Source organism: Roseivivax marinus (assembly GCF_900109705.1).
In the GTDB taxonomy this organism is placed as follows: Bacteria; Pseudomonadota; Alphaproteobacteria; order Rhodobacterales; family Rhodobacteraceae; genus Roseivivax; species Roseivivax marinus.
In genome coordinates, this window is sequence record NZ_FOAI01000002.1 from 218,370 (window position 1) to 243,436 (window position 25,067).

The following is a 25,067-nucleotide window of genomic DNA, read 5'->3' on the forward strand; positions in this document are numbered from 1 at the left end:
CTATTCTGACGGCATGGGCCCGTTCAGGGTCGTGGCGCGCACCCACCAGTCGGGACGTGCGGCGGAGATGCGCGCAGCAGCGCCGGCCGCGGCTTCGGCGTCCGGGTAGAGACCGAAACAGGTCGCCCCCGATCCCGACATCCGCGCCAGGTCGGCATCCGACAGCGCTTCCAGAACCTCGGACACCACGGGCGCGACCGCTAGGGCGGGCGCCTCGAGGTCATTGCGTTGGGTGGCGAGCCAGTGCGCAGCGTCGCGCGGCGTGGCGAGTGTCGGCAGGGTATCCGGCATCGGCGGATTCTCCTTTGTCTCGAGCCGCGAAAAGACAGCCGGTGTCGCGACGGGGACGCGCGGATTCACCAAGACCGCCGGCAGCTCCGGCAAGCCGTCGAACGGGGCGCAGTGCTCTCCGATGCCCTGCACGCGCTGCGCCCGTGGCGACAGGCACATGGGGGTGTCCGCGCCGAGGCTCACGACGTCCACGGGCACCTCCCGCCCCCAGAGCCGCGACAGCAGCCGCAGGGTTGCCGCGGCGTCGGAGGACCCGCCGCCGACCCCGGCCATGCTCGGCAGGTCCTTGACCAGAGTGAGATGCGCGCCTGCCTCGGCGTCCATGAGCCGCGCCGCACGCAGGACGAGGTTCTCGGGCCCCTCGGGCACGCCCGCCGCCATCGGCCCGAGGACGGACAGCGACAGGGTGTCGGCCACCCGGGCCTCCAGCGTGTCGCCGCAATCGGCGAATACCACCAGCGAGTCGAGTTCATGGTAGCCGTCGGCCCGGCGGCCGGTGACGTGCAGCGTCAGGTTTATCTTCGCCGGGGCGAAGGCGCGGAGCCGTGACGGCTCAGCGCTGCTCATCGGCGGCCACGTCGAGCGGCGGCGAACCTTCCTCGGCCAGAACCGTGTCGAGGCCGACCTCCAGCTTGCGGCGGATGCGGTCGGGATCGGCGTCCTGGCTGACATCCTCGGCATCCACGAAGGACAGGGCGCGGTTCCACATGAACTCGGCCTCGAGCTCGCGGCCCACGGCCCAGTAGACGTCACCGAGGTGGTCGTTCACCACCGGGTCGATGGGCATCAGCTCGGCAGCACGCTCCATATGGCCGACCGCTTCGTCGTAGCGGCCAAGCCGGTAGAGGACCCAGCCGAGGCTGTCGACGATGTAGCCGGAGTTCGGCTCGATCTCGACGGCCCGCTCGATCATGGCGAGCGCCTCGTCGAGGTTCTCCTGCTGCTCCACGAGGCTGTAGCCGAGGTAGTTCAGAACCTGCGGCTGCTCGGGATTCAGCTCGAGCGCGGCGCGGAAGTCGGATTCGGCCTCGTCCCAGTTGCCTTGCCGCTCCTGGCTGATTCCGCGGGCGTAGTAGAGGAACCACTGCGCGGTATCCGGCTCTGCGAAGAGGTCGAGCGCGGCCGTGTAGGCGTCGACCGCGGCCTCGAAGCGCTCCATCGTGCGATAGGTGTCGCCCAGCGCCGACATCACCACCGGCAGATCGCCATGGCTGTCGGCGAGGCTTTCCAGCACTTCCACCGCGGCGTCATCACGGCCACTGCGGCGCAGGCTTTCGGCGCGACCGAGCTCCGCGGCGTGGAAGGACGGATCGTCGCGCGGCACCTGTCGGTAGGCCTCGACCGCGAGGTCGAACTGGCCGACCTCGTCATAAAGCTCGGCGGTCAGCAGCTGCGCGTCGATGTGATCGGGGCGCAGTTCGGTCGCGATGCGGGAATAGATCAGCAGGAAGTCGCTCGACATTTCGGACGAGAAGGCGCCTGCAAGAGTGTAGAACACCTCGGCCAGTCCGTCGCGGGCGCTCTGCGCGTGGGTGAAGGGCAGCGCCTCACCCGATTCGAGCGAGTCCCGCAGGGCGCGCAGGCCGGGATCGATGCCGGGGCCGAAGCTGTCGTTCAGCAGCGCCAGCGCCTCGTCGGTGCGATCGAGCTGCGACAGCACCTCGGCGTGGGCCATGATGGCGCGGCGGGTGCCTTGCACCGACCCCATCGCGCCAGAGGCGAAGATCGCCTGGGCGCCCTCGTAGTCGCCGACCGACGCCAGCGCCAACGCCTTGTGATAGCTCGCAAGCGGCGCGAGGCCCTGCATCTGGGCAACCTCGTCGAAGGCCACGAGCGCGGCGGACATGTCGCCCTCGCCCAGAAGCGCCCACGCCCCGATCAGGCCGTCGACCACGGTTCCGACGCCCTTGCCGTCCTCGATCATGGCGACCGTGCCGGCATAATCGCCGCCCGACAGCCGGTCCGCGATCATCGCCATCTGCGCGATGCGGCTGGACTGCCCCAACTCGGTCAGGCGGTCGCCAAGGCTGCCGGCGCGATCGAACTCGCCCAGCGCCATATGGGCGAAGATCGACCGCTCCAGTAGTTCGGGCCGGGAATTGTCGCGGGCGATGGTGCGGTCGTAGTAGCGGGCGGCGGCCTCGAAGTCGCCGAAGATGCTGGCCTGACGGGCGGCGAGGTAATCGCCGGCAAATCCCTGCGCCATGGCGCCGCCGGGGGCGGCGAGCACGAGGGCGAGCGCGGCGCCCCTGATCCAGTCGCGTGCGGGTGCGGCCATGCTGCTCTCTCCTCGGGCTGCAAACGGGTTGTCGAAGCCTATCGGGCGCACGCGGAAGGCGCAACAAACGCCCCGTCGGGGCGGGCGGATGCGGGCGTCACGTCTCCGTCACCGCCCACATCCCGATCTCTTACATGTTGGGGTAGTTCGGCCCGTCACCGCCCTGCGGCGTGGTCCAGACGATGTTCTGCGCCGGGTCCTTGATGTCGCAGGTCTTGCAGTGGACGCAGTTCTGGAAGTTGATGACGAACTTCGGATCGCTGTCGGTGTCCACGAACTCGTAGACCCCGGCCGGGCAGTAACGCTGCGACGGCCCGGCGAATTCGCGGTAGTCCACGTCGACCTGCACCTTGGGATCCTTCAGCTTGAGATGCGCGGGCTGGCTTTCCTCGTGGTTGGTCATCGCGAAGGACACGTTGGTCAGCCGGTCGAAGCTCAGCTTGCCGTCGGGTTTGGGGTAGTCGATCGGCTTGAACTTCTCGGCCTTTCCGGTGGCCTCGGCGTCGGACTTGCCGTGCTTGATCGTACCCAGCACCGACGCCCCGAAAAGCGAGTTGGTCCACATGTCGAAGCCGCCCAGCGCCAGCGAGGCGTTGAGTCCGTACTTGGACCACAGCGGCTTGACGTTACGCACCTTCTTGAGGTCGTCGCCGATGGCGCCGCCGCGCACCTCGGTCTCATAGTCCGACAACTCGTCGGCCGAACGCCCGTCCCTGAGCGCGGCATGTGCGGCCTCGGCCGCCGCCTTGCCCGAGAGCATGGCGTTGTGGTTGCCCTTGATGCGCGGCACGTTGACCATGCCGACCGAGCAGCCCAGCAGCGCCACGCCCGGCGCGACCATCTTCGGCATCGACTGGTAGCCGCCCTCGCTGATCGCGCGCGCACCGTAGGCCAAGCGCTTGCCGCCCTCGAGAAGCTCGGCCACCAGCGGGTGATGCTTGAAGCGCTGAAACTCCATGTAAGGGTAGAGATACGGGTTCTCGTAGTTCAGGTGCACCACGAAGCCCACGTAGACCTGGTTGTTCTCGAGGTGGTAGATGAACGACCCGCCGCCGGCATTCTTGTTCAGCGGCCAGCCCATCGTGTGGGTCACCGAACCCTCGCGGTGCTTCTCGGGGTCGATCTCCCAGATTTCCTTCATGCCGAGACCGTACTTCTGCGGCTCGGACTCCTTGTCGAGCTCGTACTTGGCGATGACCTGCTTGGAGAGCGAGCCGCGCACGCCTTCGCCCAGGAAGACATACTTGCCGTGCAGTTCCATGCCCGGCTCGTAGCCGTCACCCTTCGTGCCGTCGGGCGCGATGCCGAACTCGCCGGCGACGACGCCCTTCACTTCGCCGTTCTCTCCCCACACGATCTCGGAGCAGGCCATGCCGGGGAAGATCTCGACGCCCAGTTCCTCGGCCTGCTCGGCCATCCATCGGCAGACATTGCCCATCGAGACGATGTAGTTGCCGTGGTTGTTCATGAGCGGCGGCATCGGCCAGTTCGGCACGCGCACCTTGCCCTCTTCGCCGAGCAGGTAGAAGTTGTCGTCCTTGACCGGCACGTTCAGCGGCGCGCCCTTCTCCTTCCAGTCCGGGATCAACGCGTCGAGCCCGCAGGGGTCCAGCACCGCGCCCGACAGGATGTGTGCGCCGACCTCGGAGCCCTTCTCGAGCACGACCACCTCGAGGTCCGCGTCGAGTTGCTTGAGCCGGATCGCGGCCGAGAGGCCCGCCGGCCCCGCCCCCACGATCACCACGTCGTACTCCATCGTCTCGCGCTGGGTGTCGGTCATCTCTCTCCCTTTCGGCGCCCGGAGGGGCGCAAGCATCCTTGAAGAATTTGCAAAGAAGTAAAGCGCGGCACGGGCGGGGGTCAATCGCGACACGGCGTCCCGGCGCCGCGGTGCGGCGTTGCGTTTCGGAAACCCGGCACTGTCGGGCCCCGACCCTTGAAATCGACCGGGGATTGGTCTCACATGCACAGTAACAGAGCGGGCGGCCCACGGGCCGCCCCAAAACGTTTGGACGACCCATGGAAAAGATACCGATGACCCGCGCGGGCAACACCGCGCTCGAAAAGGAACTGAAGACGCTCAAGTCCGAAGAGCGTCCGGCCATCATCGCCGCCATTTCCGAGGCGCGCGAGCACGGCGACCTGTCCGAGAACGCCGAGTATCATTCCGCGCGCGAGAAGCAGAGCTTCATCGAGGGCCGGATCAAGGAGATCGAGGGCATCCTGTCGCGCGCCGACGTGATCGACCCCAAGACCCTGTCGGGCTCGATCAAGTTCGGCGCCACGGTCACAGTCGTCGACGAGGACACTGACGAGGAGAAGACCTGGCAGATCGTCGGCGAGCACGAGGCCAACATCGAGAAGGGCCTGCTCAACGTGAAATCTCCCATCGCACGCGCCCTGATCGGCAAGGACGAGGGCGACAGCGTCGAGGTCCGCACGCCGGGCGGCGAGAAGTCCTACGAGATCATCAAGATCGACTACGTCTGAGCCGGAGGGCCGGGACATGGCCGAAGAGACCAGCGCGCGGGGCACGCCCATCGGGCTCTACGGGCACGAGGGCCCGGAGGCCATCGGCCCCGGAGAGGTTGCGGCCGCGGCGCTCGCCGGCGCGTGGGTGCTGCTGACCGGCGGCTATTTCGCCCTGTTCGGTCCGGATGGGACGGATGGCCTGCGGGGCGTGCTGATCCTGCTCGCGGTGTTCCTGCCTGTCGCCCTGATCTGGGTGGCGGTCATGGTCATGCGCTCGACCCGCGTGCTGCGCGCCGAGGCCGCGCGCCTCGAATCCGCCGTGGACGCGCTGCGCCACGCCTATGTCTCGCAGGCGCAGGGGGGCCGCAACGAGCCCGGCCCCGACAGCATCTCGCGCAAGCTCGACGAGATCGCGGCGGCCCAGCGCAAGACCGAGACGGCCCTTGCGGTGTTCTCCTCGACCCGGGCGGCTGCGCGCAACGCGGGCGGCAGTCCCCGTCCCGCCGAGCCTGCCCCGGCCGCGTCCACGCCCCCCGCGCAGTCCGGCGATCAGGCGTCACTGGCACTCAGCACCCCGCCCGACGCGATGGGTCCGGCGATCGGCACCGCCGACCTGATCCGGGCATTGAATTTCCCGGACACGCCCGACGACGCCGACGGTTTCGCCGCCCTGCGCCGCGCGCTGAAGGACCGGCCGTCGGCGCAGCTGATCCAGGCCGCGCAGGACGTGCTGACGCTGCTGAGCGAGGACGGGATCTACATGGACGACCTGCGTCCGGACATGGCGCGGCCCGAAACCTGGCGGCGGTTCGCGCAAGGCTCTCGCGGCCGGGAAATCGCCGCGCTCGGCGGCATCCGCGACCGTTCCTCGCTGGCGCTTGCGGCAGCGCGCATGCGCGAGGACCCGATCTTCCGGGACGCGGCGCACCATTTCCTGCGGCTCTACGACAAGGGCTTCGCCCGGTTCGAGCCCGAGGCCAGCGACGCCGAGATCTCGGATTTCGCCGACACCCGCTCATCGCGCGCCTTCATGCTGCTGGGCCGGGTCGCCGGGACCTTCGACTGAGAGTCGACCGTGCGCCTCTCAGGAGGCCTGCGGATCCCCGTCCACCTCGACCTCGAGAGCGAGCGGCGCGGCCTTGCTCGGCAGGTCGTCGATCGTCAGCGGCGCGGTCGGCTTCGACAACCGGTTCCGCACCACCCAGTGCAGCCGCTCGGACGAGCGGGTGATCGCCACGTAGGCGAGTCTCTTCCACAGCGGCTGGCCGGCCTCGACCCGCCCCATGCGCGCGGCGGCGTAAAGGTCGGGCGCAAAGACTTGCACGTCAGGCCATTGCGACCCCTGCGCCTTGTGGATCGTCACCGCCGCCCCGTGCAGGAACGTCGCCCCCATGCGCGCAGCGAAGGGAATGAACGGCTCTTCCTCGTCCGGCTTCTCGATCTTGACGATGGACGCCGCCGACAGCCGCGGGTCCTCCGCGCCCACCACGTGCAGCCGCGAGAATCCGGACTTCTTGCCGGGGCCGAGGTAGATCACCTGCGCGCCCTTCACGAGGCCGCGCGCCTCGAGGTCGATACGCTTCTTGCGGTGCTTGATCGGCAGCTCGATGCCGTCGCAGATCAGCGGCTCGCCCTCCAGCAGCGCGGTCTCGGGGGCGCCGTGCACCGCGCGGAACGCGTTGATAAGCCGGATGCGCGTGGCGTTGCGCCAGACCAGAACCGGCGAGCGGGCCATCAGGTCGACCTCGACCCTCTGCCCCCAGATCACCCGCTCGTCCTGCCGTGCACGGTCCTCGACCATGCGCTCGAACTCCTCGAAGCCGAGTTGCGGGTCGGCCAGCGCGTGAGCGAGATCGAGGATCGGGTTGTCCGCGGCCTGCCGGTGGATGCGCGCCAGCTCGATCTTCTTCGGGGCGGGGATGTCGTCGAACACCATCTTGCCGGACTGGTTCACCGGCGCGAGCTGCGCGGGATCGCCGAACAGCAGCAGCGTCGGGAAAATCTCGCGCAGGTCGTCGTATTGCCGTTCGTCGAGCATCGAGGCTTCGTCAACGAAGCCCACGTCCAGCGGCTCTTCCCGGCGTTTCCAGCCGGAGATGAAGTCCGATCCGCGCAGGCCTGCCGCGGCCAGCGCCGCCGGCACCGACCCGTGAACCTGGTAGGCCGCGAAAGCGCGATCGAGCGCCTCGTCCGACAGGGCCTCGGTCTCGGGGCGTTCGGCCTGTCCGGTCAGCCACTCGGCGACCTTCTCGAACTCGGGGTCGTAGACCGGCGTGTAGAGAATGCGGTGGATCGTGGTCGCGGGAACGCCACGCGTGCGCAGAACGCTCGCCGCCTTGTTTGTGGGGGCGAGCACCGCCAGCGTGCGTCGTTCGCGCCGACGGCGGCCCTCGTAGTCGCCCGAGACGATCTCGACCCCCGCCTCCTTCATCGCGCGGCAAAGCTCGGCCAGTAGCAGGGTCTTGCCCGACCCGGCCTTGCCGAGGATCGCCAGCATGCGCGAGGCGCCGTTTTCGCGGGCGGCGGCGGTGTGTCCGTCCGCGAGATCGACGCCGGCCTCGGACAGAAGGTCGGCGACACGGTCCCAGGCATCGGCCTGGTCGTCGGAAAGCGTGAGGGCGGGCGCGGTCATGGCGCGGACCCTAATTGCCACGCGCGGGCGGCGCCAGCGGCTTCCCGCGCGCACCGGCTTGGCGGGAGCCACGGCAGCCATTACCTCGGGCGTCATGCGATTGCCCGACCTCCTCCGCCGGTTCCGCGCGCCGGCCTTCGATGCGCCCCTCGCCCCTGACCGGCCCTTCGCCGCGATCGGCGACATCCACGGCTGCGACGACCTCGTGGCGCGGCTCCTCGACCGGCTCGACGGGGACCTGAGCCTGGTTTTCGTCGGCGACTACGTGGACCGGGGTGACGACAGCGCGGGCGTCCTGCGCCGGCTGCGCCGGCTCGACGGCGAGCCGCGTGTGACGTGCCTCATGGGGAACCACGAGCAGATGCTGCTCGACGCGCTGGACATGCCGGAGACGGCGATGCCGCGCTGGCTTCAGCATGGCGGCCTTCAGACCGTGGCGAGCTTCGGCGTGGGCGACGTGCCCGACCGAAGCGACACCGCGGGCCTCGCCGCCTTCGCCGACCGCCTGCGCGGCGCGATGGGCGACGATCTGCTGACGTGGCTGCGCGCCCGCCCCCTGTCGTGGCAGAACGGCAACGTCGCGGTGGTCCACGCGGGCGCGGCGCCCAACGTGGCGCTGGACGATCAGTCGCCTGACACGCTGATCTGGGGTCATCCGGATTTCGGCCGCCGCGCCCGCACGGACGCGCTGTGGGTGGTACACGGCCACACCATCGTCGACGCTGCGACGGCGCGGGACGGCGTCGTGTCCATCGACACCGGCGCCTATGCGACGGGGCAGCTGACAGCAGCGGTCGTGCGCCCGAACGACGTGAGCTTCGTGACCGCCTGAGGCAGCCGCTCAGGCCGCCGCGACGACCGTGCGAGGGCGCCCGCCGAAGGCCGCCTCGAACCAGCGGCGCGAGGTCTCGGGCGCGATGCCGGCGCTTTCGGCCACCCGCGCCTGCGCCTCGGCAGAGAATGCCCATAGCCCCACCGCAATACGCGCGCGGCCCTGGCCCTCGGCGCCCAGCACCTCGGGCGAGGCGCCGATGCGGCGGTAGATGCGGACCATGCGGGCGTCGAACACGCCGACGTAGTGCTCGACACCGAAGCCTCGCATGACCTCGCCGCCGGCCAGCATCAGCGCCGCCGCCGTGCCCGGATCGGTGTCGCGGGCGAGGCAGAAGCGGGTGCATTCCCAGATCAGCGGGCTTTCGATCCTGACACCGCCAGTGAGGTGGTGGAAGTGGTCGTTGACCATCGTCTCGCCGGTCGTTGGCAACAGGCGCATTGAGCCGCCGTGCCGCCCGTCGGACCTCTCCCAGATGACGTAGAGCGGGTTCAGATCGTCGTAGCGGTCGCGCTCGGCGCCGGTGGCGTCGACGCTGACCTCCCACCCGAGGCGAGTGTGGAACTGGTCGGCGCGGTCCTCGAACATGCTGCGCGCGAGGCGCGGCACGCGATGCAGTTCGGATGCTTGGATGAAGCGGATCATGGCGGGTTTTCCTCCGTGCAGTGACGGGGGAAAGCTGCGTCGGGGCCGGTTAACCGCCTCCCCGCGCGGAGCGCGCGGCGTTTACCGTCGCCGCAAAGTGGGTGAACGAAACCTTGGCCCCACCGCGCGGCAGGCGCAGCCGCAACGAAAAAGGCGTTTTCCGCCTCAGACCACGATGACCCCGCGCTGGAGCGCGCGGGCCACGGCATGGGTCGTATTGAGCGCGCCGAGCTTGTGTCGCGCGCTTTCAATATAGACCCGCAGCGTATGCTCCGAGATCGTGAGCGTATCGGCCACCTGAGCCCGGCTGTAGCCCATAGCCAGCAGGGTCAGCGCATCGATTTCGCGCGGCGACAGAGGTGTGGCCTCGGGCGGCGCGCGCCCGGGCTCGAGTTCGAGCACCTGATGATTGAAGTAGTGAGCCAGCAGGATCAGGTCGCGGCGGTTTTCTTCGGTAAAGGCGGCCCAAACGTCGTCATCGCAATCGTGGTTCACCGTGAACAGCGCGAATTGACCGTTCGGGCCGCGAATGGGGATCGAATAGCCCTGGTTTCCCAGACCGAAAGCGACGGCGTCTCGGAGGAAGTCCCGCGCCACCTTTCCCGACCAGTCCAGCCGTTTCCAGTCGACCGGGTGAAAGCGCTGGTAGCAGCCCTGTATGACCGGATCGATGCGCAAGTAGTTGCGGTCGAGATAGCGCTGGACCCAGGCCGGCTCGTAGGTGCCGCAGCCGTATTGCTGTCCGGCGCTGTTCACCCAGTGATAGACGACATGTCCGACACCGTATTCGGCGCGAATGCGCTCGGCCAGCGCCTGAAGATCGCCAAGACCCTCAGCCGACTCCAAATCGGCCAACACCTTTTCGATCCACGGTATGGACGAGAGGAAGCCCACCAGTGAGTTCTTTCGCCGTCTTGGACGCGATCTCGGTGTGCGCGACGATCGTCGCGTCGTTGATTTGCGCGGCGAGCGCGGACAGGTCGTTCTGCTGCGCGAAATCACGTAGGTCCGAGAGAACGTCGATGATCCAGTCGTGTTGCATCCTTGTCGCCCTCAAAAGGTTAACCGCGGGTTAACTTCTAGACTATCCACGGTTGTGGTTCCGCACCATTCACGAAAACTCCCTCCCCGATTCCGGCGAGGGCGGCCCGTGCAGATCATTGATCTTCAGCGCCGGCCCGAAAGAACAAAGGCCCGCGCCGATACGGCGCGGGCCAGTCCTGACATGGTTCGGAAAAGGATCCGTTACTTCTTGGCGTCCAGCGCGTCTTCGAGCGTCCGCAGGCCGGTGGTCGGCGCCTGCACGAGAACCGACATGTTGCCCGGCTTGTGCTCGTTGCGCATCATCTTCATGTGCGCGTCGGGGATCTCGGCCCAAGGGAAGACCTCAGACATGCAGGGATCGAGACGCCGCTCGACCATGAGCTGGTTCGCGGCTGCCGCTTGCTTGAGGTGCGCGAAGTGGGAGCCCTGCAGGCGCTTCTGGTGCATCCACATGTAGCGCACGTCGAACGTCGTGTTGTAGCCCGAGGTGCCGGCGCAGATCACGACCATGCCCCCCTTCTTCACCACCAACGTCGAGACCGGGAAGGTCGCCTCTCCGGGATGCTCGAACACCATGTCGACGTTCACGCCCTTGCCGGTGATCTCCCAGATCGCCTTGCCGAACTTACGCGCTTCCTTGAGCCACTCGTTGTATTCCGGCGTGTTGACCGTGGGCAGCTGCCCCCAGCAGTTGAAGTCCTTGCGGTTGATGACGCCCTTGGCGCCCATCGACATGACGAAGTCGCGCTTGCTCTCGTCCGAGATGACGCCGATCGCGTTGGCGCCCGCGGTGTTCGCCAGCTGGATCGCGTAGGAGCCGAGGCCGCCGGACGCGCCCCAGACCAGCACGTTCTGGCCGGGCTTGAGCTCGTGCGGATGGTGGCCGAACAGCATCCGGTAGGCGGTGGCCAGCGTCAGCGTGTAGCAGGCGCTCTCTTCCCAGGTCAGGTGCCGGGGCCGCGGCATCAGCTGCTGCGCCTGCACGTTGGTGAACTGCGCGAAGGAGCCGTCCGGCGTCTCGTAGCCCCAGATCCGCTGGCTCGGCGACAGCATCGGGTCGCCGCCGTTGCATTCCTCGTCGTCGCCGTCGTCCTGGTTGCAGTGGATCACGACCTCGTCGCCGACCTTCCAGCGCTTCACCTTGTCGCCCACCGCCCAGACGATCCCCGAGGCGTCGGAGCCGGCGATGTGGAACTCGGCCCCGTGAACGTCGAAGGGCGAGATCGGCACGCCCTTGCCCGCCCAGACGCCGTTGTAGTTCACGCCGGCGGCCATCACGAGAACCAGCACCTCGTGGCTGTCGAGCTTCGGCACGTCCACCACTTCCTGTTGGAAGCTCTTGTCGGGGTCGCCGTGGCGCTCGCGCCGGATGGCCCAGCAATACATCTGCTTCGGCACGTAGCCCATCGGGGGCATCTCGCCGATCTCGTAGAGGTCCTTTTCGGGCGCGTCATACTGCGCGACGTCGGTTTGCGTGTCCAAAGCCATCCGGGCCTCCTTCAATGCGACCTGTCGGGACGGCGCACCGCGTGCCGCGGCGCAGAATCATCCGCCCGTTTCCGGTGGAATATCGTCCGGCGCGCAACAATTCAACACGTGTGACGTCAGGTTTGTAATTTTATGACCGAGCGGGCGCAGAAAAATCCGGCGGCACCGGGTCTTCCGCGACAAGGTGAGCGATCGACTTTGCATAGAACTTCAGGAGATCGGTCTCGTCCTCGGCGATCCGGTAGACGCCGTCCTCCTCGATCACGAGGCCGCGGGTCGTCAGGGTGCGCAGGCCGACCTCCACCGCGTAGTCGCGGTGACCGCGCGGCACATGTGCCACGGGCCGCTCGAGAGCGCGCAAGACGGCGGTGAAACCGAGTTCGATCTCTCCACGCGTCATCGGCCCCTTCGCCAGCAGGAGATGCGCGACCAGTGGCACCGGCAGCACCGGCACCACGTCGCCGATGCGGGACATGATCTCGTCTCCCAGCGCCTCGGGCGTGCGCGCACCGGTCCAGTTTTTCCACGACAGCGGTGATCCGAAGCTGACGGAGGCATAGCCGAACTTGTGGTAACGCCCGGTCACCCGCCGCCAGAGGTGGCGCAGGGCAAAGCCAGCGACCACGCCGATCCGCGCGTCGAAGCGCCGCCCCCCGCGTTTGAGCGCCCGCGTCAGGATCCGGTCCTCCAGCACCCGGTCGTAGTTCAACGCCACCGGCACGAAGACCACGTCGCGCTCACCCTCCTCTGCCCCGTCCACGAGGTATTTCAGTAGTCCCAGCCGCGGCGGCGCCATGCCACCGTCGAGACTGAGACCGCCCTCCGGGAAGATCGCCTGCGTTACGCCGTTCACGGTGGCAAGATGCACGTAGCGCTCCAGCACCCGGCGGTAGAGGTCGTTGCGTGTCCGGCGGTGGATGAAATATGCCCCCATCGCACGGATCAGGCGCGACAGCGGCCAGACCTGCGCCCATTCGCCCACGGCATAGGATAGCGCCGAGCTGTCCGCGGCGAGATGCGTCACCAGCACGTAGTCCATGTTCGAGCGGTGGTTCATCACGAAGACCACGGTCGCGTCCGGGTCGATGGCGCTCAGTGCCTCGTGGTCGTGGCGCACCAGCCGGACCCGGTAGAGCGCGTTCGACAGCGCCCGTGCCAGCCGGATCGCCACCCCGAAATAGAGCGATGCAGAGAACGACGGCACGATCTCGCGTGCGTAGCGGCGCGCCTCCTCGAAGGCCACGTCCTCGCGCACGCCGGTGCGATGGGCGTGGTCGACGATGGCGCGCGTGACCTCGGGGTCGTAGCAGAGCCGCTGAATCAGGTCGTAGCGGCGCAACAACTTGAACGGCTGGATCGGGCGCTCCAGGCGGGTATTGAGCTGCGCCACGGCCCGCTCCAGCCGCCGGCGGAAGAACCACCGCACCGACGGAAACAGGAAATGCGACGCGAAGGTCACCGCCGCGAAGGCGAGGATCAGCACGAAGAGCCAGACGGGAAGCGTGACGGAGCCGGTCATCGGCGACAGATTGCAGGACGGGCCGTGCCTGACAAGCGCGCGGACGCTGCGAAACGGCGACGGCACCGGGCCTGCCGCAACGCAGCGAATTGACATTGGCACAATGTTTCCACTAATCCACTAGCAGCGCAATAATCTTGCTCAGCCAGTTTTCCAGCCTCAGGTGACGCTTGCCATGACCGAGATCCCCGCCCTGCCGCCCCGCGACAAGCCGTGGCTCATCCGCACCTATGCCGGCCATTCCACGGCCGCCGCGTCCAACGCGCTTTACCGAGGCAACCTCGCGAAGGGCCAGACCGGACTTTCGGTGGCGTTCGACCTGCCGACGCAGACAGGCTACGACAGCGACCACGTCCTGGCGCGCGGCGAGGTCGGCAAGGTGGGCGTGCCCGTCTGCCATCTGGGCGACATGCGCACGCTGTTCGACCAGATCCCGCTGGAACAGATGAACACCTCGATGACGATCAACGCGACCGCGCCATGGCTGCTCGCGCTCTACATCGCGGTGGCCGAGGAACAGGGCGCCGACATCTCCAAGCTTCAGGGCACGGTCCAGAATGACCTGATCAAGGAATACCTGTCACGCGGCACCTATATCTGCCCGCCCAAGCCGTCGCTGCGGATGATCGGGGACGTGGCCGAGTACTGCTACAAGCACGTGCCCAAATGGAACCCGATGAACGTCTGTTCCTACCATTTGCAGGAGGCCGGCGCGACGCCCGAGCAGGAGCTGGCTTTCGCGCTGGCCACCGGCATCGCCGTCCTCGACGAGCTAAAGCCGCGTGTCCCGGACGAAGACTTCCCCACCCTCTGCGGCCGCATCTCGTTCTTCGTGAACGCGGGCATCCGCTTCGTCACCGAGATGTGCAAGATGCGCGCCTTCGTGGACCTCTGGGACGAAATCCTCGCCGAACGCTACGGCATCGAGGACCCGCGCTACCGCCGCTTCCGCTATGGCGTGCAGGTGAACTCGCTGGGCCTGACCGAACAGCAGCCCGAGAACAACGTCTACCGGATCCTCATCGAGATGCTGGCTGTCACGCTGTCCAAGAAGGCCCGCGCCCGCGCGGTGCAGCTGCCGGCGTGGAACGAGGCCCTCGGCCTGCCCCGCCCGTGGGACCAGCAATGGTCCATGCGGATGCAGCAGATCATGGCCTACGAAACCGACCTTCTGGAATACGACGACCTCTTCGACGAGAACCCCGCCGTCGACCGCAAGGTCGCTGCGCTGAAAGAGGGCGCTCGGGCGGAACTCGCGAACCTCGACAGCATGGGCGGCGCCATCGAGGCCATCGAATACATGAAGGGCCGGCTCGTGGAGTCGAACGCCGACCGCGTGAACCGGGTCGAACGCGGCGAGACGGTGGTGGTCGGCGTGAACCGCTGGACCGAGAGCGAACGTTCACCGCTTCTGGGCGAGGACGGCGGCATCATGACGGTCGACCCCGCCGTGGAACAGGACCAGGTCACGCGACTCGATACATGGCGCGCCGAGCGCGACGCCGACGCCGTGGCGGCCGCATTGGCCGATCTGCGCGCCGCCGCGCGCGAGGGCCGCAACGTGATGGAAGCCTCCATCGCCGCAGCGAAGGCCGGCGTCACCACCGGCGAATGGGCCGGCGAGATGCGCGCGGCCCACGGCGAATATCGCGGCCCCACAGGCGTCTCGAAATCGGTGTCGAACAAGACTGAGGGTCTCGACGACATCCGCGAGTCCGTGGCCGCCGTGTCGGACCGTCTGGGTCGCCGGCTCAAGTTCCTCGTCGGAAAACCCGGTCTCGACGGCCATTCCAACGGCGCGGAACAGATCGCCTTCCGGGCACGCGACTGCGGAATGGAGATCGACTACGAGGGCATCCGACTCACGCCAGCGCAGATCGTCGCGGCCGCCCGGGAGGGTGACGTGCACGTCATCGGCCTTTCGATCCTGTCGGGAAGTCACCTGCCCCTGGTCGAGGAAACGCTCGCCCGACTACGGGAGGCCGGACTTGGACACCTGCCCGTGATCGTCGGCGGCATCATTCCCGAAGAGGACGCAAAAGCCCTTAAAAATATGGGTGTAGCGCGGGTTTATACACCCAAGGATTTCGAATTGAATACCATCATGCGGGACATCGTGACGCTTGTGGATCCCGAGCCGGTTGCAGCCGAATAGCACCAATTCACCCGACTCCAGTTAGCGTCAAATTGGTAAAGAAAAGGAGGCCCCGGACACCAATCCGGGGCCTTATTCGTTTTAGATTGCTTTTACCCTTGTGACTTTACATTAATTGCAGTTAGGGGACTTTTACCTTTCCGGGCTTTCCCGGACATCCTAATGGGGACATCTCATGGATATCGATCTAGAACAGTACTCGAAAGAAGACCTGCGAAAGCTGAAAGCGGACGTGGAACGCGCCTTGAAGACCATCGACGCCCGGCGCAAAGCCGAAGCGAAACGCGCGGCGGAACACGCCGCAAAGGAATACGGGTTCTCTCTCGACGACCTCATCGTCGAAGGCGGCGGCAAGGCGTCCAAGGGAATTCCGCGCTACAAGAATCCCGAAGATCCGTCCCAGACCTGGACCGGTCGCGGCCGCAAGCCGAACTGGGTGATTTCCGCACTCGACGACGGCAAGACGCTCGACGACCTCAAGATCTGAGCCGATGACAATTCATATCGGTGCCGAACCGGGCGAGATCGCGGAAACCGTGCTCATGCCCGGCGACCCCTATCGCGCGAAATGGGCGGCCGAGACATTCCTGTCGGACGTGCGTCAGGTGAACGCCGTCCGCGGAATGTTGGGCTTCACCGGGACATGGAACGGAACCCCCGTCACTTTTCAGGGCTCCGGCATGGGAATGCCGTCGCTTTCGATTTACGCCAATGAACTCATTCGCGATTACGGCGCAAAGACGATGGTGCGGATCGGGTCCTGCGGCGCAATGCAGGAACGGATCGCCCTGCGCGACGTCATCCTCGCGATGACGGCAACCTCGGTCTCCACACCGTCGCGCAGCATATTCCGGGAAGTGAACTACGCCCCCTGTGCCGACTGGTCCCTGCTCGAGGCCGCCGTCGCCGCGGCCCGCGCCAAGGGCACCACCCTGCATGTCGGCGGCATCTATTCGTCCGACGTCTTCTATGACGAGCGCCCCGACCTGACCGAGCAGATGACCCGCCACGGCATCCTCGGCGTCGAGATGGAAGCGGCCGAGCTTTACACCGTGGCGGCGCGCCACGGTGTCCGGGCCCTCGCGGTGCTGACGGTCAGCGACCACCTGATGACCGGCGCCGCCCTGCCCTCGTCCGAGCGTGAGACCAGCTTCGCCGAGATGGTGGAGATCGCCCTCACCGCGGCGGTGCAACCGGCGTAGGACCTCGACCGGCCACGGCGCCTCAGGCGCCGTGGCTGCCGTCGTAGCCATTCCGCGCCGGCGGCGCCCATCCCGGCACCTCCTTCGAGGGCGCGAGGATCTCCACGTCCAGCGGATGACAGTGTGCCACGTCGCTCGAATGCGCCTGGCCGCAATCCCCGCCGGGACAGGCGCTCAGTGCACCCAGCACGTCGATCTCGGCCCAGAGAGTCAGGGCATCGCCCGGGCGCACCGGGCTTGCCTTCATGAAGTACTGTCCCGTGTCCCGCGTGAAGCCCGTGCACATGAAGACGTTCAGCACGTCGTGCACATGCGGCTCCGCCTCCGCGACGCTCACCTCCATCTCCGCGGCCAGCGCGCGCGTCAGGTTGGAGTGGCAGCAGTGGTGATACTGCGCGCCCGACAGAAGCTGCGCCGTGTAAGGATCGCAGCGCGTGCCGATCACGTCGTGCACCGACCCGCCATCCCCGTCGATCCCGTACCAGTCAAGGCTGTCCGCAACGATGGTCGCCATGGGCCGCAGGTGCGGAAAGCACGACCACAACCGGTCTCCGGTGCTCACATGCGTGCCGTGCAGCGCGCGGGTCTTGCCGGAATAGAACCGCTCCGAAAGGTCGTTTGCCGCCCATAGGTTCAGGTCGCCGACCTGGGGCCCCTCTACCGACACGATGCGGAAGAAATGCCCCGCGGGCACCCGGAACGTCGCCGCATCGCGCGGCGGAACGCGCACACGGTCCACGACCCGCGCGTCCTCGAGGGCCTTTGCATAGACCGAGAGGTCCGGCGCCGGCAGTGTCTCCGGCGGGTAGCAGATCACCGGAGGCGCCGTGCGCCGCGCCTCTGCATCGCTTGGCTCGCGTCCCATCCCGTTCCCCCGCTTTCCGGCTTCGTCCTGGTTCGAATATCCAAATCCGAAGGGGCCGCAAAAGAAAAGGCCGGGACGATTCCCGGCCTTCACTCCAGAAACAGGTGTCGCGCCTCAGATGGCCACGACGTCGAGCGGCGGGAAGCCGTTGAAGCCGACCGACGAATAGGTCGACGTGTAGGCGCCGCAGCTGCGGATGATGATCTTATCCCCGGCTTTCAGACCGAGCGGCAGCTCGACCGGGCGCTTTTCGTACATGACGTCGGCCGAGTCGCAGGACGGGCCGGCCAGAACGCAGGGGCCTTTGGCCTCGCCGTCACGCTCGGTTACGAGCTGGTAGCGGATCGCCTCGCCCTCGGTCTCGGCGAGACCCGAGAAGCGGCCGATGTCGAGGTAGACCCAGCGGTGGAGGTCCTGCTCCGACTTGCGGGAGACAAGCAGCACTTCGGCGGCGATGGCGCCGGCCTCGGCCACGAGCCCGCGACCCGGCTCGGCCATCACGTGCGGCACGTCGCCAAACCGCTCCTGCACCAGTTCCATGACGCGGGCGGCATAGGCCGTCGGGGCGTCGATGCTCTCGGTGTAGAAGGCGGGGAAGCCGCCGCCGATGTTGAGCGTGTGCAGCGCGTGGCCTGCCTCGTGCGCGGCGCGCCAGACGGCCGCAACCTGATCCAGCGTGCCCGACCAGCCGAGCGCCCGCTTGGTCTGCGAACCGACGTGGAACGACAGGCCGATCGGCTCGAGTCCGAGGGACACGGCGAGGTCGAGCAGCGAGATCGCCTTGTCCTGCGCGCAGCCGAACTTGCGCGACAGCGGCCAGTCGGCCTCGGAGGCGTCGACGATCATGCGGACGTAGACCTGCGCGCCGGGCGCGTTGTCGGCGATCTTGTGCATCTCCTCCTCGGCGTCCACGGCGAACATGCGGATGCCCGCCTGGTGCGCGAAGGCGATGTCGGAGGCGCGTTTGATCGTGTTGCCGAACGAGATGTCCTGCGGGCGCGCGCCCTGCGACAGGCAAAGCTCGATCTCACCGCGGGAGGCCGCGTCGAAGTGCGAGCCGAGGCCCACGAGGGTCTCGATCACGGCACGGTCGGGGTTGGCCTTCACTGCGTAGTGGATCGTGGCGCGACCCAGACCGGCCTTCAGGGCGCGGTACTGCTCGGCCACGGCTTGCGTGTCGATGACGAGCGTCGGACGGTCGAAGGCCGTGGTGCGGATGAATTCCTCGACGCGCGAGGACACGCCGCGGGGCGCGCGCACGACTTCGGTTGCCGAAAGCTCGGTGACGTATGCGTTCATGGTTCATCTCCAATAGGACCCGGTCCTCGCAAGAACCGACCAGTGCTGTCAGAGACGTTACCGTCGCTACGTAACCGTGGGGCGGACCCATGGGACAGAGGCGCGTGCGTTGGCGTCTGGTAAGACGCATATGCGCCCGGATGCGAGTCGCATCAAGACGGTATCTGCATCGGATTTTCGATTTTTCCCCGTCGCCGTCAGGCGTTGTCGCGCAGACACATCTCGGGCGATTTCCGGGGCAGTCCGGTGGTCTTGGCCCCGCACTGGACACAGGTCCACGTGCTTTCCGTGTCACTGGTCCGGTATTCGCGCCACCGGCAGGCGCGCGTCGCGCGGTTGCCGAAGAAGAACATGAGCGCGAAGGCGATGATGAATCCGATGACGACGATCATGGAACCTCAACGCATAAGGCGCCCCGCCCGATCCCAGATCGGCAGGCGGGGCGAACGGCGGCGCTCAGGCCGCGTCGAAGTAGGCCGGCGCGCCTTGCGGAGCATTTGCGTCCGCGTCCTTGTCGGACGTCACGACGCGCGGAGCCGGCGTGTAGTAGGAGAGCTGGTCTGCGAGAATGGCGAGCGCCTGTTCGGGGCGCGTGGCGGGAGCTTTCGCGGAAGTCTCGGTCATTTCGGGTGCCTCTAGCTGCGGTTTGCTGTGGCCCCTCCCTGACGCGTTAGATGATGCCGCAATGCAGCATTGTCACCCCCGGAACAGTGCAACCGTGCCATGAAGCAGGCGCAAAGCGACGCAGGGTCACAATGAAAAAGGCGGCACCCTCGCGGATGCCGCCCCTTTTTCTCGTGGTTCAGGTCGCGTCGCTCAGACGGTGCGCTCGACCATGGTCTTTTTGATCTCTGCGATGGCCTTGGCCGGGTTCAGACCCTTCGGACAGGTCTTGGCGCAGTTCATGATCGTGTGGCAGCGATACAGCTTGAACGGATCCTCGAGGTCGTCCAGCCGCTCGCCCGTTGCCTCGTCGCGGCTGTCGATGATCCAGCGATAGGCATGAAGCAGCGCGGCGGGCCCGAGATAACGGTCACCGTTCCACCAGTAGGACGGGCACGCGGTCGAGCAGCAAGCGCACATCACGCATTCGTAGAGGCCATCGAGCTTCTCGCGGTCCTCGATGGACTGCTTCCACTCCTTCGCCGGCCGCGGCGTCTCGGTTTCCAGCCAGGGGTGGATCGAGGCGTGCTGCGCGTAGAAGTGCGTGAGGTCGGGGATGAGGTCCTTGACCACCGGCATGTGCGGCAGCGGGTAGATCTTCACGTCGCCCTTGATCTCGTCCATGCCGTAGATGCAGGCGAGCGTGTTGATGCCGTCGATGTTCATGGCACACGAGCCGCAGATGCCCTCGCGGCACGACCGGCGGAAGGTCAGCGTCGGGTCGATCTCGTTCTTGATCTTGATAAGCGCATCCAGAACCATCGGCCCGCATGTGTCCATGTCGACGAAGTAGGTGTCGACGCGGGGGTTCTCGCCGTCGTCCGGCGACCAGCGGTAGACCTGGAACTTGCGCAGGTTCTTCGCGCCCTCCGGCTTGGGCCACGTCTTGCCGGTGCGCATTTGCGAATTCTTGGGCAGGGTCAGTTGGACCATATCAGCCTCCCGTTCGGAGAAGGGCCGGCAGCCCTTCGGCTGCCAGACAGGTAAGCGTTTCCGGGCGTTGGACAATCTCTGCAACGATTTGCGCGGAGGAGGCCGTGGGCCCGGTGACCGAGTCGGCGGCGAGCGCGTAGATCTGCTGCGCGCTCGCGTTGTCGATGACGCAGCCGATGGCCGGCTCGACGGGGACGCCGGGATAACGCTCGAGCACGATCCGGTTCACCGTCGAGCGCGCGGCGTTCCGCGCGATCTGGTCCTGCGTCTGCGCCGTGCAGGCGCCGACGAGGAGCAGGGTAAGGCACGCCGCTTCGAGCCGCATCAGAACGTCCGCGCCTTGGGGGCGATCCGCTCGAGCTCGATCCCGCCCTGCTGCTGCTCGGTCAGCGGGTCGGTGATGACGGGGCGGTAGGTGAGATCGACCTTGGTGTCGTGCACGTGCGCGATCGTGTGCACACGCCACGCGTCGTCGTCCCGGTCGGGATGATCCTCGTGCGCGTGGGCGCCGCGGCTTTCCTTGCGGGCCTCGGCCCCCACGATGGTCGCCAGCGCGTTCGGCATGAGGTTCGTCAGTTCGAGGGTCTCCATCAGGTCGGAGTTCCACACGAGGCTGCGGTCGGTCACCTTGATGTCGTCGAGCTTCGCCGCGACAGCGCCCATCTTCTCGACACCTTCGGCCATGGTCTTGGCGGTGCGGAACACGGCCGCATCCTCCTGCATGGTCTTCTGCATCTCGAGGCGCAGTTCCGCGGTGGGCACATTGCCCGAGGCATGGCGCAGGCTGTCGAAGCGATCGAGCGCCTTGTCCACCTGGGCGATGTCCACCGTGCGCGGACGTGCGGCCCGGTCGATGGCCTCGGAGGCCCGGATTGCCGCGGCCCGGCCGAACACCACGAGGTCGATCAGCGAGTTGGAGCCGAGACGGTTCGCCCCGTGCACCGACGCGCACCCGGCCTCGCCCACGGCCATCAGGCCCGGCACGATGCGGTTGGGCTCGTCCTGGGTCGGGTTCAGAACCTCGCCCCAGTAGTTCGTCGGGATACCGCCCATGTTGTAGTGCACTGTCGGAAGGACCGGAATCGGCTCCTTCGTGACATCGACGCCGGCGAAGATGCGCGCCGATTCCGAGATACCCGGCAGGCGCAGCTGCAGCGCCTCCTTGGGGAGGTGCGACAGGTTCAGGTGGATGTGATCACCGTGCTCGCCGACGCCCCGGCCTTCGCGGATCTCCATGGTCATGGAACGCGAGACGTAGTCGCGCGGCGCGAGGTCCTTGTAGGTGGGCGCATAGCGCTCCATGAACCGCTCGCCCTCGGAGTTGGTGAGGTAGCCGCCTTCGCCCCGCGCGCCTTCCGTGATGAGGCAGCCCGCGCCGTAGATGCCGGTCGGGTGGAACTGCACGAATTCCATGTCCTGAAGCGGCAGGCCCGCACGCGCCACCATGCCGCCGCCGTCACCCGTGCAGGTGTGTGCGGAGGTGGCCGAGAAATAGGCCCGGCCGTAGCCGCCGGTGGCCAGCACCACCGTCTTGGCGTTGAAGACGTGGATGGTGCCGTCGTCGAGCTTCCAGCACACGACACCGGTGCAGGCGCCGTCCTCGCTCATCATCAGGTCGATGGCGAAGTACTCGATGTAGAACTCGGCGTTGTTCTTCAGCGACTGACCGTAGAGCGTGTGCAGGATCGCGTGGCCGGTCCGGTCCGCGGCGGCGCAGGTGCGCTGCACCGGGGGACCCTCACCGAACTCGGTGGTGTGGCCGCCGAACGGGCGCTGGTAGATCTTGCCTTCCTCGGTGCGCGAGAACGGCACGCCGTAATGCTCGAGCTCGTAGACCGCCTCGGGGGCGTGCCGCGCGAGGTATTCCATCGCGTCGGTGTCGCCCAGCCAGTCCGACCCCTTCACGGTGTCGTACATGTGCCACTGCCAGTGGTCCGGGCCCATGTTCGACAGCGAAGCGGCGATGCCGCCCTGCGCCGCCACCGTGTGCGAGCGGGTCGGGAAGACCTTGGTCACGCAGGCGGTCTTGAGCCCCTGCTCGGCCATGCCGAGCGTCGCGCGAAGGCCGGAACCCCCGGCGCCCACCACCACGACGTCGTAGTCATGCGTCTCGTAGTCGTATGCTGCCATGTCGTCTTGCCTTGTTCAGAGCGCCAGCCGCACGACGGCATAGATGCCGAACGCCGCGGCGGCGTAGGAAATGCAGGTCATCAGGAGGATGAGGATCTTCTCGGCCAGCCCGTGAACGTAGTCCTCGATCAGCACCTGGACGCCGTCGGCGAAGTGGAACCAGCTGACAAGGATCGTCAGTGCGGCCACCACGGCCGGGAACGGACGGGCGTAGAAGGCTGTGACCTCCTCGTAGCTCGAACCCAGGATCGGCCCGAACGTGAAGATGAACAGCGGGATGAGGAAGAACAGCGCGACGGACTGCACGCGGGTGCGCCAGAAGTGCTGGGTGCCGGACTTCGCGCTGCCGAGGCCGGTGGCGCGCTTGCGGTCGGTAAGAAAGGCCATGTGCGCGCTCCTTCAGACGATGAGGGCAGTAAGGACGGTGAGGACGGCGGCGCCGATCAGGCAGGCCCAGCCGAGCTTCTCGGCGAACTCGATTTCCATGCCCCAGGCGGTGTCCCAGACGAGGTGACGCACGCCCGCGAGGAAATGGTACCAGAGGCCCAGAAGCGACAGGAACATTACGATGTCGCCGAACCAGCTGGTGATGAAGCCGTTCGCCGTCTCGAACGCCTCGGGGCCGACCGAGGCCGCCACGAACCACCACACGATCATCAGCATCGCCACGATCAGCGCATTGCCGGTGATACGGGTCAGGATCGAGGTGATCGAGGTCAGTTGCGGGCGATAGACCTGGAGGTGGGGTGAGAGCGGGCGATTGCCGCGGTTCACGTCTGCCATTGTGGACGTCCTTTCGCTTCCCTTGGCTGCGTTCTAATCGTTTTTGACGCGGTGTCACGGACCGACCGCTTGCAAGGGCGCGGTTTTTTGGCGCATTCGGGTCGATCCCGGCCTTGCGTGATCACACGGCAGCCACCTGTGATCACGCTGTTCGCGCTACCATCAGACCAGCGACAGCACGGGGCCGAGAATCGCGAGACCGCAGATTCCGGCGACCGTGCGCCACGGTGTGCGCGGCCCCACGCGCCTCTCCATCCCGTGCAGGACAAGGGTTGCCGTGCCGCAGCTCAGCCCCGTCACCAGGGCCACGCCGAACAGCGCGAGCGACGCGCCCTGCCCGTGCGCCAGCAGCGCCAGAACCGCGATGCCCACGGCCGAAGCCGCCAGCGCGCCCGCCAGAACCGTGTAGATCGCCCGCATCAGCGTGCGCAGCCCGTCGCTTTGCGGGGCATCCAGCGCCTCGAGCAGTTGCGCGTGGTAGCCCACCGGCACCGGTCCGGTCACGTAGATCGCCGCCAGCCGCAGCAGCCACGCGGCGGACAGGAGCAAAAGCGCGGTGGCAACCAGGGACATCCGCTCAGACCGGCATCAGGGCCCAGTAATCGAGGTCGAGCAGGACGCCGGGCAGGTACTTTCCGTCGTCGCCCTTCAGGTCCCCGACGCCGCCGTCCTTGGTGGCCACCAGCCGCAGGCGGATTGCGCCGACCCCGGGGCGGGCCGTCTCGGCGGTGTCCAGCACCTCGGACCACGCGCGCACGGTGTCGCCCGAGAAGGCGGGGTTGGCGTGCGCGCCGCCGTTCAGACCGACGATCATCTGTGCGTTGGCGAGCCCGTTGAACGACAGCGCGCGGGCCATCGAAATGACGTGACCGCCGTAGATCAGCCGCTTGCCATCCTCGCGCATGGTGCCGTCGAAATGGGTCTTGGAGGTGTTCTGCCAGAGCCGCGTCGCCATCATGTGCTCGGCTTCCTCGAGCGTCACGCCGTCCACATGGTCGATGATCTCGCCCACCTGGTAGTCGCCGAGGCGATGCGGCTCTCCGGCAAGGCTGAAATCATAGTCGGCAAAGGTCAGCTCCGGCGGCACCGCGAGGTCGGAGGGGGCCAGCGCGCCCTTCAGTTCGGGGACCACGGTCTCGGGCGCCGGCGATCCCTCGTCGCGCTTCTTGACCATCACCCATCGCACGTACTCGATCACCACCGCGTCGTTCTGGTCGAGCCCGCGGGTGCGGACCCAGACCACGCCGGTCTTGCCGTTGGAGTTCTGCTTGAGGCCAATCACTTCGGATTCCGAGCGCAGCGTATCGCCCGGGCGCGCCGGCCGACGCCACAGGCCCTCGGCATAGCCGAGATTCGCGCGGGCGTTCAGCGACACATCGGGCACGGTCTTGCCGAAGACCACGTGGAACGCCAGCAGGTCGTCCAGCGGCGCCGCGCCCAGCCCGCAGGCCTGCGCGAAGAGATCCGAAGAGTGCAGCGCGTGCCGGGCCGGGTAGAGCGCGTGGTAGAGCGCCCGCTCGCCCGAGCCCACGGTGCGCGGCACGCCGTGCAGGATCACTTCCCCGACTGTGTAGTCCTCGAAGAACCGGCCCGGATTGGTTTTCGACGTGGCGCGCGGCGCGTCGGTCATCACTGCTCTCCCAGCTTGAGATCGGGGGAATAGGTGCCGTCGACCTCCTTGGTGACGGCCTGCCCGCAGCGCATGACGCCATTGGCCTCGTCATAGGCATAGGTGGGATCGCCGTAGAGGTCCCACCCCTTCGACAGCGCCTCGGACACCTTGTGGCAGAAGGCCGATGTGTCGTCGGCGGACAGGAAACGGAAGAGTTTCATCGA

The 25,067-nt window shown here is 67.1% G+C and carries 27 protein-coding genes; 6 read left to right on the forward strand and 21 right to left on the reverse strand.

All coding sequences use genetic code 11. From position 1 onward, the window contains the following. The 3 genes from BMX29_RS03700 to BMX29_RS03710 all read right to left on the reverse strand — a co-directional run bounded on the left by BMX29_RS03700 (position 1) and on the right by BMX29_RS03710 (position 4,349). On the reverse strand, positions 1 to 858 hold the full coding sequence (locus BMX29_RS03700; RefSeq protein WP_092810499.1) for a 4-(cytidine 5'-diphospho)-2-C-methyl-D-erythritol kinase: 858 nt from the start codon (positions 856 to 858) through the stop codon (positions 1 to 3). Continuing rightward, complete coding sequence (locus BMX29_RS03705) at positions 845 to 2,569, reverse strand: tetratricopeptide repeat protein (RefSeq protein ID WP_092810501.1); 1,725 nt, start codon at positions 2,567 to 2,569, stop codon at positions 845 to 847. Before BMX29_RS03705 ends, BMX29_RS03700 begins: the two co-directional genes overlap by 14 nt. Before the next feature lie 130 nt (positions 2,570 to 2,699). Next, positions 2,700 to 4,349, reverse strand: coding sequence for an electron transfer flavoprotein-ubiquinone oxidoreductase (locus BMX29_RS03710; protein WP_092810503.1), 1,650 nt, complete (start codon positions 4,347 to 4,349; stop codon positions 2,700 to 2,702). Positions 4,350 to 4,588: 239 nt separating this feature from the next. On the opposite strand from BMX29_RS03710, the gene greA reads away from it, so the two are divergent. Further along, positions 4,589 to 5,059, forward strand: coding sequence for a transcription elongation factor GreA (gene greA / locus BMX29_RS03715; protein WP_043842877.1), 471 nt, complete (start codon positions 4,589 to 4,591; stop codon positions 5,057 to 5,059). A gap of 16 nt (positions 5,060 to 5,075) precedes the next feature. Further along, positions 5,076 to 6,107 (forward strand): hypothetical protein, encoded by a 1,032-nt coding sequence (locus BMX29_RS03720; protein ID WP_092810505.1) that lies wholly within the window; start codon positions 5,076 to 5,078, stop codon positions 6,105 to 6,107. A gap of 18 nt (positions 6,108 to 6,125) precedes the next feature. On the opposite strand, the gene BMX29_RS03725 is transcribed toward BMX29_RS03720, so the two are convergent. Beyond that, positions 6,126 to 7,673, reverse strand: a complete 1,548-nt coding sequence (locus BMX29_RS03725) for an ATP-dependent DNA helicase (RefSeq protein ID WP_092810781.1) — start codon at positions 7,671 to 7,673, stop codon at positions 6,126 to 6,128. Positions 7,674 to 7,767: 94 nt separating this feature from the next. Between BMX29_RS03725 and BMX29_RS03730 the strand changes: the two genes are divergently transcribed. Next, complete coding sequence (locus BMX29_RS03730; RefSeq protein WP_092810507.1) at positions 7,768 to 8,505, forward strand: metallophosphoesterase family protein; 738 nt, start codon at positions 7,768 to 7,770, stop codon at positions 8,503 to 8,505. 9 nt (positions 8,506 to 8,514) lie between these two features. Here BMX29_RS03730 and BMX29_RS03735 read toward each other — a convergent pair whose 3' ends face one another. The 5 genes from BMX29_RS03735 to BMX29_RS03755 all read right to left on the reverse strand — a co-directional run bounded on the left by BMX29_RS03735 (position 8,515) and on the right by BMX29_RS03755 (position 13,201). Further along, complete coding sequence (locus tag BMX29_RS03735) at positions 8,515 to 9,150, reverse strand: acyl-homoserine-lactone synthase (protein ID WP_092810509.1); 636 nt, start codon at positions 9,148 to 9,150, stop codon at positions 8,515 to 8,517. A gap of 165 nt (positions 9,151 to 9,315) precedes the next feature. Next, positions 9,316 to 10,044 carry a helix-turn-helix transcriptional regulator gene (locus BMX29_RS03740; RefSeq protein WP_244889138.1) on the reverse strand — a complete coding sequence of 243 codons (729 nt, stop codon included), beginning with the start codon at positions 10,042 to 10,044 and terminating at the stop codon, positions 9,316 to 9,318. Further along, positions 9,983 to 10,192 (reverse strand): hypothetical protein, encoded by a 210-nt coding sequence (locus BMX29_RS18755; RefSeq protein ID WP_043842869.1) that lies wholly within the window; start codon positions 10,190 to 10,192, stop codon positions 9,983 to 9,985. The genes BMX29_RS03740 and BMX29_RS18755 overlap by 62 nt, the downstream gene beginning before the upstream one ends. A gap of 203 nt (positions 10,193 to 10,395) precedes the next feature. Beyond that, positions 10,396 to 11,682 carry a crotonyl-CoA carboxylase/reductase gene (gene ccrA, locus BMX29_RS03750; RefSeq protein ID WP_043842866.1) on the reverse strand — a complete coding sequence of 429 codons (1,287 nt, stop codon included), beginning with the start codon at positions 11,680 to 11,682 and terminating at the stop codon, positions 10,396 to 10,398. Between the two features lie 130 nt (positions 11,683 to 11,812). Next, positions 11,813 to 13,201 carry a 1-acyl-sn-glycerol-3-phosphate acyltransferase gene (locus tag BMX29_RS03755; protein ID WP_092810513.1) on the reverse strand — a complete coding sequence of 463 codons (1,389 nt, stop codon included), beginning with the start codon at positions 13,199 to 13,201 and terminating at the stop codon, positions 11,813 to 11,815. A gap of 175 nt (positions 13,202 to 13,376) precedes the next feature. Between BMX29_RS03755 and BMX29_RS03760 the strand changes: the two genes are divergently transcribed. From BMX29_RS03760 to deoD, 3 genes are all read left to right on the forward strand, one after another. Further along, complete coding sequence (locus tag BMX29_RS03760; protein ID WP_092810515.1) at positions 13,377 to 15,356, forward strand: protein meaA; 1,980 nt, start codon at positions 13,377 to 13,379, stop codon at positions 15,354 to 15,356. Between the two features lie 175 nt (positions 15,357 to 15,531). Beyond that, complete coding sequence (locus BMX29_RS03765) at positions 15,532 to 15,843, forward strand: H-NS histone family protein (protein ID WP_043842861.1); 312 nt, start codon at positions 15,532 to 15,534, stop codon at positions 15,841 to 15,843. A gap of 4 nt (positions 15,844 to 15,847) precedes the next feature. Further along, complete coding sequence (gene deoD, locus BMX29_RS03770; RefSeq protein ID WP_092810517.1) at positions 15,848 to 16,558, forward strand: purine-nucleoside phosphorylase; 711 nt, start codon at positions 15,848 to 15,850, stop codon at positions 16,556 to 16,558. A 22-nt stretch (positions 16,559 to 16,580) separates the two neighbouring features. Here the strand turns inward: deoD and BMX29_RS03775 are convergent, their stop codons facing one another. The 12 genes from BMX29_RS03775 to BMX29_RS03825 form a co-directional block, all read right to left on the reverse strand. Then, entirely contained in the window at positions 16,581 to 17,423 is an 843-nt protein-coding gene (locus BMX29_RS03775; RefSeq protein WP_092810519.1) for an urea carboxylase-associated family protein, read from the reverse strand. Between the two features lie 114 nt (positions 17,424 to 17,537). Beyond that, on the reverse strand, positions 17,538 to 18,722 hold the full coding sequence (locus tag BMX29_RS03780; RefSeq protein WP_092810521.1) for a type III PLP-dependent enzyme: 1,185 nt from the start codon (positions 18,720 to 18,722) through the stop codon (positions 17,538 to 17,540). A gap of 197 nt (positions 18,723 to 18,919) precedes the next feature. Then, entirely contained in the window at positions 18,920 to 19,114 is a 195-nt protein-coding gene (locus BMX29_RS03785; RefSeq protein WP_092810523.1) for a hypothetical protein, read from the reverse strand. A 64-nt stretch (positions 19,115 to 19,178) separates the two neighbouring features. Beyond that, a complete protein-coding gene (locus BMX29_RS19115) occupies positions 19,179 to 19,346 on the reverse strand; it encodes a hypothetical protein (protein ID WP_175471111.1) in 168 nt (55 codons plus the stop codon). Positions 19,347 to 19,538: 192 nt separating this feature from the next. Beyond that, entirely contained in the window at positions 19,539 to 20,318 is a 780-nt protein-coding gene (locus tag BMX29_RS03790) for a succinate dehydrogenase iron-sulfur subunit (protein WP_092810525.1), read from the reverse strand. 1 nt (position 20,319) lies between these two features. Further along, positions 20,320 to 20,643: a hypothetical protein gene (locus tag BMX29_RS03795; RefSeq protein WP_092810527.1), complete on the reverse strand. Its 324-nt coding sequence runs from the start codon at positions 20,641 to 20,643 to the stop codon at positions 20,320 to 20,322. After that, positions 20,643 to 22,448: a succinate dehydrogenase flavoprotein subunit gene (gene sdhA / locus BMX29_RS03800; RefSeq protein WP_092810529.1), complete on the reverse strand. Its 1,806-nt coding sequence runs from the start codon at positions 22,446 to 22,448 to the stop codon at positions 20,643 to 20,645. Before sdhA ends, BMX29_RS03795 begins: the two co-directional genes overlap by 1 nt. A gap of 15 nt (positions 22,449 to 22,463) precedes the next feature. Beyond that, positions 22,464 to 22,835: a succinate dehydrogenase, hydrophobic membrane anchor protein gene (sdhD, locus tag BMX29_RS03805; RefSeq protein ID WP_092810531.1), complete on the reverse strand. Its 372-nt coding sequence runs from the start codon at positions 22,833 to 22,835 to the stop codon at positions 22,464 to 22,466. Positions 22,836 to 22,847: 12 nt separating this feature from the next. After that, positions 22,848 to 23,231: a succinate dehydrogenase, cytochrome b556 subunit gene (gene sdhC / locus BMX29_RS03810; protein ID WP_043842844.1), complete on the reverse strand. Its 384-nt coding sequence runs from the start codon at positions 23,229 to 23,231 to the stop codon at positions 22,848 to 22,850. Positions 23,232 to 23,393: 162 nt separating this feature from the next. Then, entirely contained in the window at positions 23,394 to 23,804 is a 411-nt protein-coding gene (locus BMX29_RS03815) for a hypothetical protein (protein ID WP_092810532.1), read from the reverse strand. A 4-nt stretch (positions 23,805 to 23,808) separates the two neighbouring features. Next, positions 23,809 to 24,861 carry a MaoC family dehydratase gene (locus BMX29_RS03820; protein WP_092810534.1) on the reverse strand — a complete coding sequence of 351 codons (1,053 nt, stop codon included), beginning with the start codon at positions 24,859 to 24,861 and terminating at the stop codon, positions 23,809 to 23,811. Then, positions 24,861 to 25,064 carry a DUF1737 domain-containing protein gene (locus BMX29_RS03825; RefSeq protein WP_043842840.1) on the reverse strand — a complete coding sequence of 68 codons (204 nt, stop codon included), beginning with the start codon at positions 25,062 to 25,064 and terminating at the stop codon, positions 24,861 to 24,863. Before BMX29_RS03825 ends, BMX29_RS03820 begins: the two co-directional genes overlap by 1 nt. Positions 25,065 to 25,067 lie beyond the last annotated feature (3 nt).

Coding starts and splice junctions, on each gene's coding strand:
- BMX29_RS03700 (WP_092810499.1), bottom strand. CDS start 858: ATGAGCAGCGCTGAGCCGTCACGGCTCCGCGCCTTCGCCCCGGCGAAG.
- BMX29_RS03705 (WP_092810501.1), bottom strand. CDS start 2,569: ATGGCCGCACCCGCACGCGACTGGATCAGGGGCGCCGCGCTCGCCCTC.
- BMX29_RS03710 (WP_092810503.1), bottom strand. CDS start 4,349: ATGACCGACACCCAGCGCGAGACGATGGAGTACGACGTGGTGATCGTG.
- greA (WP_043842877.1), top strand. CDS start 4,589: ATGGAAAAGATACCGATGACCCGCGCGGGCAACACCGCGCTCGAAAAG.
- BMX29_RS03720 (WP_092810505.1), top strand. CDS start 5,076: ATGGCCGAAGAGACCAGCGCGCGGGGCACGCCCATCGGGCTCTACGGG.
- BMX29_RS03725 (WP_092810781.1), bottom strand. CDS start 7,673: ATGACCGCGCCCGCCCTCACGCTTTCCGACGACCAGGCCGATGCCTGG.
- BMX29_RS03730 (WP_092810507.1), top strand. CDS start 7,768: ATGCGATTGCCCGACCTCCTCCGCCGGTTCCGCGCGCCGGCCTTCGAT.
- BMX29_RS03735 (WP_092810509.1), bottom strand. CDS start 9,150: ATGATCCGCTTCATCCAAGCATCCGAACTGCATCGCGTGCCGCGCCTC.
- BMX29_RS18755 (WP_043842869.1), bottom strand. CDS start 10,192: ATGCAACACGACTGGATCATCGACGTTCTCTCGGACCTACGTGATTTC.
- ccrA (WP_043842866.1), bottom strand. CDS start 11,682: ATGGCTTTGGACACGCAAACCGACGTCGCGCAGTATGACGCGCCCGAA.
- BMX29_RS03755 (WP_092810513.1), bottom strand. CDS start 13,201: ATGACCGGCTCCGTCACGCTTCCCGTCTGGCTCTTCGTGCTGATCCTC.
- BMX29_RS03760 (WP_092810515.1), top strand. CDS start 13,377: ATGACCGAGATCCCCGCCCTGCCGCCCCGCGACAAGCCGTGGCTCATC.
- BMX29_RS03765 (WP_043842861.1), top strand. CDS start 15,532: ATGGATATCGATCTAGAACAGTACTCGAAAGAAGACCTGCGAAAGCTG.
- deoD (WP_092810517.1), top strand. CDS start 15,848: ATGACAATTCATATCGGTGCCGAACCGGGCGAGATCGCGGAAACCGTG.
- BMX29_RS03775 (WP_092810519.1), bottom strand. CDS start 17,423: ATGGGACGCGAGCCAAGCGATGCAGAGGCGCGGCGCACGGCGCCTCCG.
- BMX29_RS03780 (WP_092810521.1), bottom strand. CDS start 18,722: ATGAACGCATACGTCACCGAGCTTTCGGCAACCGAAGTCGTGCGCGCG.
- BMX29_RS03785 (WP_092810523.1), bottom strand. CDS start 19,114: ATGATCGTCGTCATCGGATTCATCATCGCCTTCGCGCTCATGTTCTTC.
- BMX29_RS19115 (WP_175471111.1), bottom strand. CDS start 19,346: ATGACCGAGACTTCCGCGAAAGCTCCCGCCACGCGCCCCGAACAGGCG.
- BMX29_RS03790 (WP_092810525.1), bottom strand. CDS start 20,318: ATGGTCCAACTGACCCTGCCCAAGAATTCGCAAATGCGCACCGGCAAG.
- BMX29_RS03795 (WP_092810527.1), bottom strand. CDS start 20,643: ATGCGGCTCGAAGCGGCGTGCCTTACCCTGCTCCTCGTCGGCGCCTGC.
- sdhA (WP_092810529.1), bottom strand. CDS start 22,448: ATGGCAGCATACGACTACGAGACGCATGACTACGACGTCGTGGTGGTG.
- sdhD (WP_092810531.1), bottom strand. CDS start 22,835: ATGGCCTTTCTTACCGACCGCAAGCGCGCCACCGGCCTCGGCAGCGCG.
- sdhC (WP_043842844.1), bottom strand. CDS start 23,231: ATGGCAGACGTGAACCGCGGCAATCGCCCGCTCTCACCCCACCTCCAG.
- BMX29_RS03815 (WP_092810532.1), bottom strand. CDS start 23,804: ATGTCCCTGGTTGCCACCGCGCTTTTGCTCCTGTCCGCCGCGTGGCTG.
- BMX29_RS03820 (WP_092810534.1), bottom strand. CDS start 24,861: ATGACCGACGCGCCGCGCGCCACGTCGAAAACCAATCCGGGCCGGTTC.
- BMX29_RS03825 (WP_043842840.1), bottom strand. CDS start 25,064: ATGAAACTCTTCCGTTTCCTGTCCGCCGACGACACATCGGCCTTCTGC.